Here is a 15004-nt window from a genome sequence, read left to right on the forward strand (position 1 = left end):
GCATTGCCGCGTCTCTGGTCTCACTGTCATACGGCGTCGTCGTTCACGATGTGCATGCAGCGTCGCCCGCGGAGGTGCCGAGCCGACAGGTGACCGCATCCGAACCATCGGCTCAGGCCGACGCCAACGGGAGTGTGCTGCCAGGCGCGGACCGGGCGTCGCCCGAAGCTTTGCCAAGGGCGCCAAGCGAGCAGCAATCCGAACAGTCATCTCATCCGGCGAGCGTCGTCGAATCGCCCAGCACCGGTCCGGACAACATGGATTCAGTCCTGATCCTGGACGAATGCTTTGTTGCCGAGGCGTGCATCGACCGGTTCCTCGGAGCGCTTTACACGCGAGCGCCGAAGACCGACTGGATCGTCGTGTACGAGAAAAAGGACGTGACGATCAAACGGAAGCGTAAACTGATCACCGTCACCCGCAGCATCGCGAAACGGGTCGAAGACGACTTTGGATGGAAGGACCCCAAAGCAGCAGACAAGGCCGGCATGCCCTTGATGGATTACGTGATCGGAGGGATGGATCGAGCCTTCAAGCAAAAGCTGTTCTATATGCTGCATGCAGCAGAACAGGCCGGACTGGCACCCGGGATCACAAGCGGATTCCGGGATGACTATCGCCAATCCATTGCGAGCGGGCTGAAGGCCGCGAACGACAAATCTTATCACGGTGGCAGTTCGCGTGGAGGCTATGGTCACGGGCTCGCCGTGGACGTCGTCAGCATGAATGGCACGAGCAAGGACGAGCGTGCGACCGAGACCAAGAAGCTATGGAAGTGGATCGACGAGCATGAAAAGCAGTTCGGAGTCGGACGACCATATTTAAACGGAGACCCGGCGCATCTCGCACCGGTCGATGGTCAGGAATACGCGGCTCATCGTACGGCATCAACGCACGCCAAGTTGGCCGGCAAGCGACACACCCGGGTTGCAGCTTCTTCCAGACATGGCGTGACGACGCGCGCAAAGTCCAAGGCAGCGACGAAGTCGGCGACAACGAAAGTCAGCTCGCGCCTCTGATAGGCCCTTCGCCTGCGCTTTGAATGTGTGTTCCAGCGCGCCTCGGCTCAGGGGGTGAGCTGGGGCTAACGGCGGCTTGGGAGGCCGTAGCGGTCAGCCTCCACCCATGACGTTACGTCCCTTTCCTGAGCTTCATCCACTGGGAACCGCAATTGGTGCGCCGCGCTACTACTTTTGCGTCGTCGGGTCTGTACGGCAGCAAGTCTATCACTCGGGGGCTAGTTCAGAATGGCAATTGTCGCGTGCAATTGTCGATCTACGATGTCCCCAGTCGTGCGGATTGGCCGACGTCAACCCCAAACCCCGACCATGCACATCGCGCGATCAGGGATCGCCGCTTCGGCCCACGAAGCGACGGTCCCGCCCATTAGCGGATGCGACCAAACAGCCCGACGGGCAACTCAGCAATCGGTCCCGTGCGATTTGTCGCGGGAATGCCGATGTTTGGCCTTCCGACGCTGTCCAGAATTCGGTGTCGTCCCTGCCTAGTGCGCAATTGCGCACGGGAGCAGGGACCCATAACCACAGCCAGTCATTGCTGCGCGATTGTGGAACGACGAGTCCCGTCCACAACATGCGCCACGAAGTATGGGTCCCTGCTTTCGCAGGGACGACGTGTGGAAAGGGCCGTGATAGTCGCCCGCCTAATGCGGCCGCGACATCAGCGCCACGACGGCGGAGCGCGTCTCGACGCCGAGCTTTTCGAAGATGTGGATCAAATGCGTCTTCACCGTCGCGAGACCGATGCTCAGGCACTCGCCGATCTCGCGGTTGGTCCGGCCGCAGCACAACAGCTCGACGACCTCCATCTCGCGCGAGGTCAGGCCGTAGCGCGGCGGTTCGTCGGCGCTCGGGGACAGGCGGCTGGTCAGGTTGAATTCGAGATAGTCGTGGATCTTCTCGGCAATGTGCATGCTGCCGTCGGGAATCGCGCAGCCCGGCGCCCACAGCACGCTCATTCCGGCCACGATCCGGTCATTGCGGCGGAAGAAGAATTCGATCATGTCGGCAACGCCGCATTGACCGGCGAAGGCACGATAGGTCGCCGCCTCCTGGGTCGCGCATTGACTGAGCGCGACGCTCAGCCGGGCAATCGGCCGGTTGCTCGCCGAGCGCGGATGCAGCGGATCGAGCCGGTTCATGCCGGCGAGATACTGGTCGTGGAAGCTCGGCGGGACGTTGCTGCTGAGCACGAACCGGTTGAGGGTCAAATTGCCGTCCACCTCGTAGAACGCGGTCGCCGAGCCTTCGAGAATTCCTCGCGCGAACTGAATGGCTTGCGTGGTTGCCGGATCCGGTCGGCCCAGAAGCGCGATCATGACCTACCTCCCGATGTTTCCCGATGGCGAACGTCTGCGCGTCGCATGCCTGTCACGCTGGGGCAGCCGCAGGCCATAGTCAAGCAAATTGCGGGCCAAGCGCACATCCTGAAACGGTTACGCCGAAGTAACCCGGCGCCCCTCTCCACCATCCGGTTGATTGCGAGTGACACGGCGCATGCGGAACTTTTGCACGTCCCCCAATGGCATTGCTGGAACAAGAATGAATTCGCGTCGCATCATGGCCGCCTTCCCGTCAACGGCCGACGAACAGGTCACGCTCGCCAACTGGCGTCAGCATCCCTTCAACGAATGGGCATTCCGCAATGTCCGCGAACTGCTGCCCACTGCGAACATCGCACGCGCCGCGACGCCGGCACAGCTGTCCTTTGCGCCGCGCTATCTCGACGACGTCAGCTTCGCCAACCCACGCGGCGAGACGGTCCGCGTCGCCGAGGCCCTGCGCACGAGCCACACCGATGGCATCGTCGTGTCGCATCGCGGAGAGGTCGCGTTCGAATGGTATGCCCACGGCCTGACCCCGGACACGCCGCATCTGATCTTCTCGGTCAGCAAATCGGTCGCCGGCACGCTCGGCGGCATCCTGGCCGATCACGGCAAGCTCGAACCCGACGCGCCGGTGACGCGCTATATCCCGGAGATGGAAGGATCGGTCTATGGCGGCAGCTGCACGGTGCGGCATCTGCTCGACATGAGCGTCGGCATCCGCTTCGACGAGGACTACATGGCGCGCGACGGCGACGTCATGAACTACCGGCGCTCGACCGGTTGGGAGCTACCGGATCCGGCCGTCCCGCCGAACAATCTGCGCGATTATCTGCGCACGCTGCGGCCAAACGGCGCGCCGCACGGCGAGACTTTCCACTACGTCTCGACCAACACCGACGTGCTCGGCTGGATCTACGAGCGCGCCTGCGGCATGTCCTATGCGAAGATCCTCTCGCACTATCTGTGGCAGCCGATGGGCGCCGAGCACGACGCTTACATCACCGTCGACTCGCGCGGCGCGGCCCGCGTCGCCGGCGGCATCTGCGCGACGCTGCGCGACCTCGCCCGGTTCGGCGAGATGATGCGCAATCACGGCATCAGCAACGGACGACAGGTCGTGCCCACCTGGTGGGTCGACGACATCAGGCAGAACGGCAATGCCGAGGCGTGGTCGCGCGGCGATCTCACCAAGGTGTTCCCGAACGGCAATTACCGCAACAAGTGGTACACGCTCGACCGGCGCGAAACGCCGTTTGCGGCCGTCGGCATCCATGGCCAGTGGATCTACGTCGATCCGTCCAGCGAGACCGTGATCGCGCGCGTCTCCTCGCAGCCGCTGCCGATGGATCTCGATCTCGATCACATGTGGATGCGCGGCTACCGCGCGATCGCCGCCAGACTTAGCGGCAAGGCCTGAACGGTTGCGGCGGGGGGACATCATGGGACCATCGATCAACCGGCGCCGCCTGTTGCAGATCGGCGCAGGCGCAGGCCTCGGCGTTGCGATGCCGCGCATCGCCCGCGCCGGCTCGAAGACGATCACGGCCGTGATGCACGCGCCACTGCGCGCCACCGATCCGATCATGACGACGGCGTGGACCGCGCGTAACCACGGCTACATGATCTACGACACGCTGTTCTCGACCAATTCGAAGTTCGAGATCAAGCCGCAGATGGTCGAGGCCTGGGAGGTCTCTTCAGACAATCTGACCTACACGTTCCGCCTGCGGCCCGGGCTCAAATTCCATGACGGCAGCGCGGTGACGTCGGCCGACGTGATCCCCTCGCTGCAGCGCTGGGCCAGGCGCGACTCGATGGGCCAGAAGCTGTTTGAATTCGTCGCCGAGCTGAAGGCGGCCGACGAGCGCACCTTCCGCATGGTGCTGAAGGAGCCCTGCGGCTTCGTGCTGGCGGCACTCGGCAAGCCGACCGCCAACGTGCCCTTCATCGTGCCGGCGCGGATAGCCGCGACGCCCGCCGACCAGGCCATCACGGATCATCTCGGCTCCGGGCCATTCCGCTTCGTGACCGCGGAATTCCAGCCGGGCGTGAAGGCCGCCTACGAGAGGAATCCGGATTACGTTTCGCGAGACGAGCCGTCCGACGGGACCGGCGGCGGCAAGGTCGTCAAGATCGGCCGCTACGAATGGATCAGCGTGCCGGACTTCCAGATCGCGACCAACGCGCTGATCAACGACGAGATCGACTACTTCGAGGTGCCGCCGCACGATCACCACGCGATCCTCGCGCGCGCCGCGAATGTCGAGCTGACCGATTACAACACGCTCGGCTTCTCCGGCATGTGCCGGATGAACTGGCTGGCGCCGCCGTTCGACCGGCCCGAGATCCGCCAGGCTGTGCTGCACGCGGTGAACCAGAAGGACTGGCTCGACACCCAGATCGGCAATCCTGATTACTACAAGATCACACCGGCGATCTTCATCGCCGGCACGCCGTTCGAAAGCGCGGTCGGCTGGTCGACCAAGGCGGATACCGCGAAAGCCAAGGAGCTGCTCAAGCAGGGCGGCTACGAGGGCGAGCCGATCACGATCCTGCACGCGACCGATGCTCCGATCATCACTGCGCTCGGCACAGTCACGGCCGAAGCGCTGCGTTCGATCGGGATGAACGTCAACCTGCTCGCCATGGACTGGGGCTCGGTGGTGGCACGGCGTGCCAAGCAGTCGGCGCCGGCCGAGGGCGGCTGGTCGCTCTATCACTCGACCTGGGCCAGCGCCGACCTCGTCAATCCGATCGGCAATGCCTGCGTCAACGGCAAGGGCAGGAACGGCGGCTTCTTCGGCTGGGTCGAAGACGCCGAGCTGGAGCGGCTGCGCGATGGCTTCGCCCGCGCAGCGGCACTGCCGGAACAGAAGGCGCTGGCCGACAAGATCCAGGCACGCGCCTATGAGGTGGTCACCCACGTCCCGACCGGGCAGTACAACCAGCCGGCTGCGACGCGGAAGGCGCTGAAGGACATCGTCCGTGCGCCGGTGCCGCTGTTCTGGAACGTCGACAAGACCGCCTGACGGCGCGCTAAAGCGCGATGAGATTCGGTTGAACCGTCATCGCGCTTTAGCTTGTTGCTTAAGCATGATCTTTTCGGAAAACCGCTTCGCACTTTTCCGGATCATGCTCTAATCGATCGGCGGCCGCCGCGTATGCCAGTCCGTGACCGACTGGAACGCGGCGCCGGCGCGGACCAGCACGTCTTCCGAGAGATGCGGGCCGACCAGCTGCATGCTGAGCGGCATCTGGTCCGACGCCATGCCCATCGGCAAGGTGATGGTCGGGCTGCCCGAGAAGTCGAACACCGCCGTGAAGCGCAGGATGTTCAAGAGCACGTTGGGGTCGGCGCCGTACTCGCTCATCTTCGTCAACGTCGGGATCGGCATCGGCATCGTCGGGATCAGCAGCAAATCGATATCCTCGAACATCGCAGCCAGGCTGCCGCTGAACTTCAGCCGCTCGTGATGGATCGCGGCAATGTCGACGCCGCTCGTCACCCTGCCCTGCTCGATCAACTGTGCGAGATCAGGTCCGTATTCCGACTTCCGCGACGGATAAGTGTCCAGATGCGCCTCCGCCGTCTCCACCGAGCACATCGCAATCCATTGGCTGACGAGCTTCTGGTAGGGCGGGAAATGCACCTCGCGGATGTCGGCACCGAGATCGGCGAGCGTGCGCTCGGCTTGCACCAGGGCGGTCACAACCTGCCGGTCTATACCCTCCTGGGTGTATCTGCGATCTACGCCGATCCTCAAACCCCGGATGCTCTCACCAACGCCGGCCAGATAGTTCGGCACCGGCGCCTGCAAGGCGGTCGGGTCGTTGGCATCTGCGCCTGCGATGACGCCGAGCATCGCCGCGGCGTCCGCAGCGCTGCGGCACATCGGTCCGACGTGATCGAGCGAGTCCGCCAGCGGGAAGACGCCGTACCGGCTGACGCGTCCCCAGGTCGGCTTGATCCCGGTCAGGCCGCAGGTCGCCGACGGAAACCGGATCGAGCCTCCGGTATCGCTGCCGATCGACCCGTAGCAAAGACCTGCCGATGTCGCGACACCCGACCCGCTCGACGACGAGCCGACCCAATAGTTCACATTCCAGGGATTGAGCGGCGCCTGAACTGACGGATGGTGGCTGGTATAGGCGCCCTCCGTCATCTTGAGCTTGCCGAGCGTCACCGCGCCGGCGAGTTCGAGCCGGTCCACGATCGTGGCGTTGAAGGACGGCACGAACCTGGCGTGGATCGCGGTGCCGCCCGCGGTCGGCGCGAACGTCGTGTAGCAGAGGTCCTTCAGCCCGATCGGAACACCATGCAGCGGGCCGCGCCAGATGCCCCTGGCGATCTCCGCGTCGTGCTGCTTCGCCTGGGCCATGGCCCGCTCCGCAAGCACATGCGCGTAGCCGTGAAACTGGCCGTCCAGCTTCGCGATCCGGCCGAGGATTGCCTCCGTGATCTCCGAGGATTTCGCCTCGCCGCGGCGAATGAGCCCGGAGATCTCGGAGATCGACTTGTAGTGCAATGGATCCGCTGACATGTCGATGTGGCCCCGCCTAGAACTGCACGCCGCGCGTCAAGGCGCCGTCGACGACGAGGTTGGTCCCCGTGATGAAGCTCGCCGCCTTGCTCGCCAGGAACACCGCTGCGTTCGCCATCTCCTGCGGCGTGCCCATCCGGCCGGTCGGGTTGAGCGCCAGCGCGGTCTTGTACAGTTCGGGATTGCCGTCCTTGATCATGTTCCAGACGCCGCCCTCGAAATAGGTGTTGCCCGGCGACACCGAGTTGGCCCGAATGCCCTTGGCCGCGAGCTGGTAAGCAAGGCCCTGCGTATAGTGGATGATCGCCGCCTTGAAGGTCCCGTAGGGACCGCTGGCAAAATCGACCTCGCGCCCCGACACGCTGGAGATGGTGACGATCGCCGCCGCGGCGCTCTTCTCGAGATACGGCATCGCGGCGTTGACGAGCCGTACCGTCCCCATCATGTCGGTGGAGAATTCCTTCTCCCAGCTCTCCTCGTCCTGCCCGATCGAGAGCGCACTGACATTGGCGACCACGACGTCGATGCCGCCGAGCTTCGACGCCATGTCGGCGACCCAGGCCTTCAGCGCCGGTCCGTTCGAGACGTCGACGGCGTCACCGAACGCGGCAACGCCCTTGGTCTTGATCGCGGTGACCGCGGCGTCGACGTCACCCTGGTTACGCGCGCAGATGCCGACATTGGCGCCCTCGGCCGCAAACGTGTCGGCGATTGCCCTGCCGATCCCCCTGGTGCTGCCGGTGACGAGTACCTTTGCTCCCTTGAGTCCCAGGTCCATGTCCATTCCCTCCGTTGTTATCGATTATGGAACGCGTACTTCCTCACCACGTGGCGCGGCCGATCAAAGCAGCAGCTGTGCGCGCACATTGTCGGCGTTGACCTCCTCGCCGGCCAGCGATCGCGTGATTTTGCCCTTTTCCATGATGTAGCAGCGCTGGGCGATCTCCAGGATGGTGTCGAGGTTCTGCTCGACGAACACGATCGTTGTGCCAAGCTCGGTGCGGAACGACTTCAGCGCCTCGCAAATGTGCTGCACGATCGACGGCTGGATGCCCTCGGACGGCTCGTCGAGGATCATCAGCGCCGGATTGCCGATCAGCGCGCGGCCGATCGCAAGCTGCTGCTGCTCGCCGCCCGACATGGTGCCTGCGATCTGCCGTCGGCGCTCCTTCAGGCGCGGAAAATACTCGTACACGAGCTCCGGCAGCTTCTTGCCGTCGGGCCCACCGATCAACTCTCCGACCTGCAGATTCTCCTCGACGCTCATCTGCGGAAACACGTCGCGGCCCTGCGGGATGTAGCCGAAGCCGGCGCGCGCTCGCGCATCGGCCTCGAGCTGGGTGACGTCCTGATCCATGAAGCTGATGGTGCCGCGCCAGGTTTGCAGCAGCCCGATCAAACAGCGCATCAGGGTCGATTTGCCGACGCCGTTGCGGCCGATCACGCCGACGATCTCGCCGCGCGAGACCTGCATGCTGACGCCCTGCAGGATCGGCGTTGCGCCGTAGCCCGCCCAGAGTCCCGATACGTCCAGAATGCGATCAGTGGGCATGGGTCTTACCCAGGTAGATTTCCGCGACCTTCTCGTCTTCCAGGATCGCCTCGAGGCTGCCGCGCGCGAAGATCTTGCCAAGATGCAGAACGGTGACGCGCTGCGCGACCTGACGGACGAACGCCATGTCATGCTCGACCACCAGCACCGTCATGCCCTCGGCATTGAACGACTTGATCAGTTCGCCGGTCTTGTAGGTCTCCTCCGGCGACATGCCCGCGGTCGGCTCGTCGAGCAGCAGAAGCTGCGGCTGCAAGGCCAGCGCCATCCCGATCTCCAGCCATTGCTGCTGGCCGTGCGACAGCGCGCCGGCGAGCTTGCCGCTTTCCTCGGCCAGATTGAGCAGCGACAGCAGCCGTTCCTCTTCAGCAACGCGTTCAGCGCCCGAAAGGCGTTCCTGCAGCGCGACCTGGATGTTCTGCCGCACCGGGAGTTCCTTGAAGACGCTCGGCGCCTGCATCTTGATGCTCATGCCCCGCTGCACCCGCGCGTAGGGCCGCTCCGCGGTGATATCGATGGAGTCGAAAAAGATGCTGCCCGAGGTCGGCGGATAGAGGCCTACGATCAGCTTGAACAGCGTGCTCTTCCCGGCCCCGTTGGGCCCGATCAGGCAATGGACCTCGCCGGCATTGACCGTCAGGTCGACATCGGAGACCGCGGTCAAACCGCCGAAACGCTTCGATACACCTTTGACATCGACCAGTGCCATGGATCAGGTCTCATCCGATTGCAGACGGCCGGTATCGGCCAGCGCCGGGCTCTCGTCGCGCAGACGGCGCCTGGTCCACCAATCGACCACGAGCTTGCCGATGCCGAGCACAAAGCCCTGCGGCGCCAGCATCACGGTGGCGAGCAGAAGCACGCCCATCAGCACCAGCGCCGCCTGCTGGCTGTAGACCGTGATGGTCTGGAAGCCGAACAGCAGCAGGAACGAGCCGACCAGCGTCGCGGTCAGATCGTTGCGTCCGGAGAACGCGACCCACACGATCGGCATCGCCGCCGCCGGCAGGCCGATGCTCGACGGCGTGATGAACTGCCCCCAGGACGTGTACAGCGCACCGCTGAGGCCGGCGAGGCCGCTGCCGATCACGAATGTCAGGAGCTGATACTTTCGGACGTCATAGCCGAGCATTTCGGCGCGTTGCGGATTTTCACGCGTCGCCACGATCACATTTCCAACGCTCGAGTTCACCAGCATCCGCAGCGCGATGTAGACGATCACGATCAGCGCGATCATGAGGTAGTAGAGCGCCGATCCCTCGATATCGAAGCTGCCGACGGTGAGCGGGTCCATTCCCTTCATGCCGTTGAAACCGTTCAGGCGCGCCGGACCGATATGCCATTCGGGTCCGGCGGTCTGCCCGAGGAAGAACGCAAGCACCAGCGTCGCCGACAACGTCACGATGCCGAAAAAGATGCCGCTGATCCCACCCCAGATCATGAAATAACCGAGGATCCCCGCCGCGATCATCGCGACGATAACCGAGAGGACGAGCGCTGCGATCGTCGCCGTCCCTCCGCCCATGTTGATGGCGAGCACGCCATAACCGTAGCCGGCGATGCCGAAGAAGAAGGTCTGGCCGAACGACAGCATGCCGCCGTACCCCCACATCAGGCACAGCCCAAGCGCCATGAAGATCCAGATCAGGAAGTAAGCGAAATTGCCGACATCATAGGAATCGGCCAACAGCGGGTAGATCAGCGCGCCCGCCAGCACGGCAAGGAAGCACGACCAGAATATCTTGCCCCGTCCGAGCGTCTGCGGGCCGTCGAGCAGCTTCAACATCAGAAATTCCCGTCTAGCGCCCACGACGAACCAGGACGCTGGATAGCCCTTCAGGCAGCACACGAATGATCAGGATGACGGCAAACAGCATGCCGATCTGACCGATGATCTGTCCGTAGCTCGCATTCAGCGCCATCCTGATCATCGCCAGGAACACGGCAGCCGGCGCGGTTCCGAGCAAGACATTGGCGCCGCCGATCACCACGGTGACAAAGCTCTCGACCACGAAGGTCGCGCCCATGGTCGGGATCAGCGTCATGGTCGGCGCGTAGAGCGCGCCACAGAGTCCCGCGAGCGCTGTGCCGATCCCGAAGCTGATGGAATAGATGCGGCCGGTGCGCGCGCCGAGCGCCTTCGCCATGGCGGCGTTCTGCATCGTTGCCCGCGCGATCACGCCGAAGCGTGTCTTCATGAAGATGATGTAGAGCCCGGCCAGCACCGCCACCGCGCAGCCGAACAGAACGAGGCGGTAGGTCGAGAACGTGTAGCCGCCGATCGCAAAGCTTCCCTCCGGCGTGCCGATGCCGCGCACCGCGGAGCCGACGATCAGCAGCATCGACTGCGTCACGATCAGGCTGAGGCCCCAAGTGGCGAGCAGCGAGTCGAGCGGACGCTTGTAGAACCGCCGCACGACCAGGAACTCGACGATCATGCCGATGATCCCCGCGGTCAGCGCCGCCAGGATCTGGGCGATCGGGAGCGGCACGCCGAGATTGACGAGGCCTACGGTGACATAGGCTCCGCACATGATGAACTCGCCATGCGCCATGTTGATGACGCCCATCATGCCGAACACGATGGCAAGGCCCGCCGCGGACAGGATCAGGAACGCGAACACGTCGGCGAACTGATAGAATACCGAGAAGAGTTCAGCCGACATTCCGCTCTCCGTGATCACGGCGCCGCATCATTGCGGCGCCGGTTCGCTTGGAAGTCATGACGCACGACGCGAGCAAGATTCGTGCCCGCGTGCGTCACGATTTACTGGGAAGATGACTCGGCGTGTACTGATCCTTGTCGTTCTTCTTGGTGAGATCGCAGCCGATCTCGCCCAACCAATATGGCTGGATCGTCCCGTAGTCCTTCTCGACGGTCACCTCATGCTTGGGCCCGACCGAGATCAGGCGCATGCGGTGAGACGTATGCTGGCTCTTCGGATCGATGCAGACCTTGCCTTCCGGAGCGTCGATACAGGCATCGCCTGACGCGATCACCTTGCGCACGTCATCGAGCTTGGTCGACTTCGCCTTCTCGACCAGCGCCTTGTACATGTAGAGCGCGTTATAGGCGTTGTAGCCCATATCGTTGATGTAGAGCTCGTCGGGGAACTTGGCGTGCCAGCGCTTCTTGAAGTCGTTGGCTTCGGGGGTGTCGATCTCCTCGAACCAGTTCGCAGTTGCATGCATGTTGTTGAGCGCCGGCGGCTTGAACCGCTTGTGCTCGAAGCCAAGCATGACCTTGATCGACGACCCCATCGGCAGGTTGAGATTGGCGGCAGCCGCCTGTTCGAAGAACGAATCCTGCGCGGCGCCGACATTGATCGTCAGCAACCAGTCCGGCTTCGCCTTCTGGATGTTCTGGATCGTCTGCGCGAACTGCGACACACCGAGCGGGATGAATTCCTCGCCCACCACCTCACCGCCGAGGTCCTTCATGATCTTCCGATTCCACTCTGCGGAGATCTGACCAAAATTATAGTCGGCGGCGATCACATAGACTTTCTTGCCGAACTTCTCGACCATCCAGGGAATCAGGGTCGAGAACTGCTGCTCCGGCACCGCGCCCATGCTGATCATGCTGGCGTCGCAGACGCCGCCTTCATACTGGTTCGTATAGAAGTACGGCGTGGTGGTGCGATCGACGATCGGACGCAACGCCTCACGCGAGGCCGACGTGATGCCGCCGATCAGAACGTCAACCTTGTCGCGATTGAGCAACCGCCGGCCGAATTCCTGATAGCGAGCGTTGTCGCCTTGCGGATCGAGATGGATCAGCTCGATCTGCCGGCCGAGAATGCCGCCGCTCTTGTTGATCTCCTCGACCGCCAGCTGCGAGCCGTGCAGCTTCGGCATGCCCATGAACGCGAGGTCGCCGGAGACGTCCTCCAGCAAGCCGACCTTCAGCGGCGGTTCTGCCGCCTGCGCGCTACCTATTGCCGCCGTTCCGAGCACGGCGGCAAGCAAAGCCATTTCGACTATACGCCCCGAATTCATCGCAATGTTCCTTGTCGTTGAGGATGTTGGAAGTCACGCCTTGAGGTAATTCTTCAGGATCGACGCACCCATCGTGTATTTGGGGTCGACCATGTTGCCGAGCCGCATGCGGCCGGCCTGACTGAGCAGCATGTAGGCGTCGATCTCATCGAAGCCGTATTCGGCGCTCATCCACCGCACCAGCTCGCGATAGGCGATCCGCGCCGCGTCCTCGAGCGGTCGCGCGCTGCCGATCGTCATGATGAAGTCGCGCGTTTCGAGCCGCGGCCAGGCAAAGCTCCAATTCTTGATCAGGTCGATCTGCAGCGTCACGGTCGCGCGCTGCTCGAGCGCAACGCCCGAGAGCTCGCCATCACCCTGGGTGGCGTGGCAGTCGCCGACATAGAGCAGCCCACCCTCGCTGTGCACCGGAAAATAGATGATCGCGCCGGGAGCGACGTCGGGCAGATCCATGTTGCCGCCGTGATAATCGGGCTGCAGCGAGGAGATCGCCTCGATCTCGGGCGACACGCCGATGGTGCCGATGAACGGCTCGTAGGGCAGCGTGATCTTGTCGTTCCAGCGCACACCGTTGCGGTCGACATGCAGCTTCTTGACGCGTTCGGGCAACGGCGGATTAAGCAGCGCCGTCGACGCGGTCCCGACCAGGCCGCCGAACTCCGGAATGATGCAGGTGGTCCCGGCGGGCTGCGCGCCACGGGTCTCGACGTCGCGGATATAGACGGCGAGACAATCGCCCTTCCTGGCGCCCTTCACCGCGATCGGCCCGCATTGCGGGTTCAAATAAGGGAAGTTGAGCTTCGCGGTGGGGCTGTCGCTTTCGCTGGTCAGCACGCCGCCGAAGGCATCTTCAGTCTCGACGACGACCACGCCGCCCGGATCAATCGCCAGGGTCGGCTTGGCATAGGGTCCATAGACGTAATGGAAGCCGCCCTGTTGCTCGATCGTAAGACTATGGGTCGTGCCGGTCGTCCCCTTGGCGACGGCGCGCTTGGCCATGATGGAACTCTTCAACCAATCTTCGGTCATGCGAACGGCTCCTCAACTCAGATCGCGGGATGGCGCTTGTGCCAGTCGGTGACGCGCTGGAAGGCATCGCCCGCGCGGACGAGGCTTGCTTCGTCGAAGTGCCGTCCGACGAACTGGAAGGCGACGGGACCGCCGTTCGGCGCGAAGCCGCCGGGAAGCGTCACGGTCGGGCTCCCCGTCATGTCGAGCGGACAGGTGAAGCGCAGCAGCCCGGTGATCAGTGACGGGTCCTCACCCAGTGCCGCCATCTTGGCCAATGTCGGCGCAGCGAAGGCCTGGGCCGGAACCGCGATCAGATCGACCGTCTCGAACAGCAGCCGCACCGCGCCGCGAAACGCTTCGCGCCGCAGCACGATCTTCTGATAGTCCATGCCGGACTGCGCCCGACCGAGATCGAGCAAGCCTGCAAGCGCCGGACCGTATTCGTCCTTGCGTGCGGGATAGGTCGCTTCGTGCGCAACCGCCACCTCGATGCCGCACAGTGGGAACCAGTCCTCGATCACGGCCTTCGGATCGGGAAATGTGATGTCCTTGATTGTCGCGCCGAGATCGGCCGCGACACGCAGGCCCTCACTGAGCACCTTGCCGGCAGGCTCATCGGTGCCCTCGCTGGTCCAGCGCCGATCGACCCCGATCGTCACGCCGCGCAAATCTCCGGTCAGGCCGGCGAGATAATCGGGCACGGGCAGCGGCACGGACGTGGTGTCGTTCGGATCCCGGCCCGCGATCACGGCGAGGATCGCACCGCAATCGGCCGCGCTGCGCGCCATCGGTCCGATGTGATCCAACGTGGCGGCGAGTTCGAAAGCACCGTAACGGCTGACGCGGCCCCAGGTCGGCTTCAGCCCGGTGATGCCATTGGCGGCCGAGGGAAACCGGATCGAACCGCCCGTGTCGGTTCCCAGTGAGCCGAAGCAGAGCCCCGCCGCGGTGGCGACGCCGGAACCGCTCGAAGACGCGCCGGACCACAGATCGGCATTCCACGGATTCTTCGGCGGATCGATCTTCGGGTGATGATCCGCATAGGCACCTTCGGTCTGCTGCAGCTTGCCGAGGATAACAGCACCGGCCTCCTTCAGCCGCGCGACGACCGTGGCGTCCTCGCTCGGACGAAAGTCCCGATGAATGGTCATGCCGTGCGCGGCCGGCGCGCCCTTGGCCCAGCACAAATCCTTGACGGCGATCGGCACGCCGTGCAGCGGCCCCTTGATCTTGCCGGATGCGATCTCCTTCTCGGCTGCGGCGGCTTCGGAAAGCGCTGCATCACCCATCACATAGGCGTAGCTCTTGAGCTGGCTGTCGAGCTGCTCGATCCGCCCGAGCATCGCCTTGGTCACCTCGACCGGCGAGAGCTTCCTTGACTGGATTTGCTGCCCGACCTCGATGAGCCCGAGATAGTGAAGATCCGTCGTCGACATCGTTTCTCATCCCCGCACTTGGCACGACGCAAGCGCAGGCACTGCCCACCACCGCGCATGCGCCTCCGGCTTGGCGACACGGGTGTGTCGCCAATTTATTTGGCGGCAAAAGCAAAAA

13 protein-coding genes are annotated in these 15004 nt (G+C 63.7%); 3 read left to right on the forward strand and 10 right to left on the reverse strand.

Features of this window, described 5'->3' with window-relative positions:
• Window positions 1-89 precede the first annotated feature (89 nt).
• Window positions 90-1019 carry a D-alanyl-D-alanine carboxypeptidase family protein gene (locus tag H8A95_RS07495; RefSeq protein WP_229182586.1) on the forward strand — a complete coding sequence of 310 codons (930 nt, stop codon included), beginning with the start codon at window positions 90-92 and terminating at the stop codon, window positions 1017-1019.
• Between the two features lie 644 nt (window positions 1020-1663).
• On the opposite strand, the gene H8A95_RS07500 is transcribed toward H8A95_RS07495, so the two are convergent.
• The gene (locus tag H8A95_RS07500; RefSeq protein ID WP_229182587.1) at window positions 1664-2338 is read right to left on the reverse strand and encodes a helix-turn-helix transcriptional regulator; all 675 of its coding nucleotides are present in this window, start codon (window positions 2336-2338) and stop codon (window positions 1664-1666) included.
• Between the two features lie 223 nt (window positions 2339-2561).
• On the opposite strand from H8A95_RS07500, the gene H8A95_RS07505 reads away from it, so the two are divergent.
• Together H8A95_RS07505 and H8A95_RS07510 are read left to right on the forward strand one after the other, a co-directional pair.
• Window positions 2562-3764 (forward strand): serine hydrolase domain-containing protein, encoded by a 1203-nt coding sequence (locus tag H8A95_RS07505; RefSeq protein ID WP_229182588.1) that lies wholly within the window; start codon window positions 2562-2564, stop codon window positions 3762-3764.
• A gap of 22 nt (window positions 3765-3786) precedes the next feature.
• A complete protein-coding gene (locus tag H8A95_RS07510; RefSeq protein WP_229182589.1) occupies window positions 3787-5376 on the forward strand; it encodes an ABC transporter substrate-binding protein in 1590 nt (529 codons plus the stop codon).
• 108 nt (window positions 5377-5484) lie between these two features.
• On the opposite strand, the gene H8A95_RS07515 is transcribed toward H8A95_RS07510, so the two are convergent.
• From H8A95_RS07515 to H8A95_RS07555, 9 genes are all read right to left on the reverse strand, one after another.
• Window positions 5485-6888, reverse strand: coding sequence for an amidase (locus H8A95_RS07515; protein ID WP_229182590.1), 1404 nt, complete (start codon window positions 6886-6888; stop codon window positions 5485-5487).
• 16 nt (window positions 6889-6904) lie between these two features.
• A complete protein-coding gene (locus H8A95_RS07520; protein ID WP_229182591.1) occupies window positions 6905-7666 on the reverse strand; it encodes an SDR family NAD(P)-dependent oxidoreductase in 762 nt (253 codons plus the stop codon).
• A 63-nt stretch (window positions 7667-7729) separates the two neighbouring features.
• Window positions 7730-8440: an ABC transporter ATP-binding protein gene (locus tag H8A95_RS07525; RefSeq protein ID WP_229182592.1), complete on the reverse strand. Its 711-nt coding sequence runs from the start codon at window positions 8438-8440 to the stop codon at window positions 7730-7732.
• Complete coding sequence (locus H8A95_RS07530) at window positions 8430-9149, reverse strand: ABC transporter ATP-binding protein (protein ID WP_229182593.1); 720 nt, start codon at window positions 9147-9149, stop codon at window positions 8430-8432. Before H8A95_RS07530 ends, H8A95_RS07525 begins: the two co-directional genes overlap by 11 nt.
• A 3-nt stretch (window positions 9150-9152) precedes the next feature.
• Window positions 9153-10226 (reverse strand): branched-chain amino acid ABC transporter permease, encoded by a 1074-nt coding sequence (locus H8A95_RS07535; protein ID WP_229182594.1) that lies wholly within the window; start codon window positions 10224-10226, stop codon window positions 9153-9155.
• A gap of 13 nt (window positions 10227-10239) precedes the next feature.
• The gene (locus H8A95_RS07540; RefSeq protein WP_229182595.1) at window positions 10240-11106 is read right to left on the reverse strand and encodes an ABC transporter permease subunit; all 867 of its coding nucleotides are present in this window, start codon (window positions 11104-11106) and stop codon (window positions 10240-10242) included.
• A gap of 94 nt (window positions 11107-11200) precedes the next feature.
• Window positions 11201-12415: an urea ABC transporter substrate-binding protein gene (locus tag H8A95_RS07545; RefSeq protein ID WP_229182596.1), complete on the reverse strand. Its 1215-nt coding sequence runs from the start codon at window positions 12413-12415 to the stop codon at window positions 11201-11203.
• A 57-nt stretch (window positions 12416-12472) separates the two neighbouring features.
• On the reverse strand, window positions 12473-13468 hold the full coding sequence (locus H8A95_RS07550; protein ID WP_229182597.1) for an acetamidase/formamidase family protein: 996 nt from the start codon (window positions 13466-13468) through the stop codon (window positions 12473-12475).
• Window positions 13469-13485: 17 nt separating this feature from the next.
• Window positions 13486-14886, reverse strand: a complete 1401-nt coding sequence (locus H8A95_RS07555) for an amidase (protein WP_229182598.1) — start codon at window positions 14884-14886, stop codon at window positions 13486-13488.
• Window positions 14887-15004 lie beyond the last annotated feature (118 nt).

The organism is Bradyrhizobium oropedii (genome assembly GCF_020889685.1).
Taxonomy (GTDB): Bacteria; Pseudomonadota; Alphaproteobacteria; order Rhizobiales; family Xanthobacteraceae; genus Bradyrhizobium; species Bradyrhizobium oropedii.

Coding starts and splice junctions, on each gene's coding strand:
- H8A95_RS07515 (WP_229182590.1), bottom strand. CDS start 6,888: ATGTCAGCGGATCCATTGCACTACAAGTCGATCTCCGAGATCTCCGGG.
- H8A95_RS07535 (WP_229182594.1), bottom strand. CDS start 10,226: ATGTTGAAGCTGCTCGACGGCCCGCAGACGCTCGGACGGGGCAAGATA.
- H8A95_RS07500 (WP_229182587.1), bottom strand. CDS start 2,338: ATGATCGCGCTTCTGGGCCGACCGGATCCGGCAACCACGCAAGCCATT.
- H8A95_RS07505 (WP_229182588.1), top strand. CDS start 2,562: ATGAATTCGCGTCGCATCATGGCCGCCTTCCCGTCAACGGCCGACGAA.
- H8A95_RS07540 (WP_229182595.1), bottom strand. CDS start 11,106: ATGTCGGCTGAACTCTTCTCGGTATTCTATCAGTTCGCCGACGTGTTC.
- H8A95_RS07530 (WP_229182593.1), bottom strand. CDS start 9,149: ATGGCACTGGTCGATGTCAAAGGTGTATCGAAGCGTTTCGGCGGTTTG.
- H8A95_RS07545 (WP_229182596.1), bottom strand. CDS start 12,415: ATGGCTTTGCTTGCCGCCGTGCTCGGAACGGCGGCAATAGGTAGCGCG.
- H8A95_RS07550 (WP_229182597.1), bottom strand. CDS start 13,468: ATGACCGAAGATTGGTTGAAGAGTTCCATCATGGCCAAGCGCGCCGTC.
- H8A95_RS07510 (WP_229182589.1), top strand. CDS start 3,787: ATGGGACCATCGATCAACCGGCGCCGCCTGTTGCAGATCGGCGCAGGC.
- H8A95_RS07555 (WP_229182598.1), bottom strand. CDS start 14,886: ATGTCGACGACGGATCTTCACTATCTCGGGCTCATCGAGGTCGGGCAG.
- H8A95_RS07520 (WP_229182591.1), bottom strand. CDS start 7,666: ATGGACCTGGGACTCAAGGGAGCAAAGGTACTCGTCACCGGCAGCACC.
- H8A95_RS07525 (WP_229182592.1), bottom strand. CDS start 8,440: ATGCCCACTGATCGCATTCTGGACGTATCGGGACTCTGGGCGGGCTAC.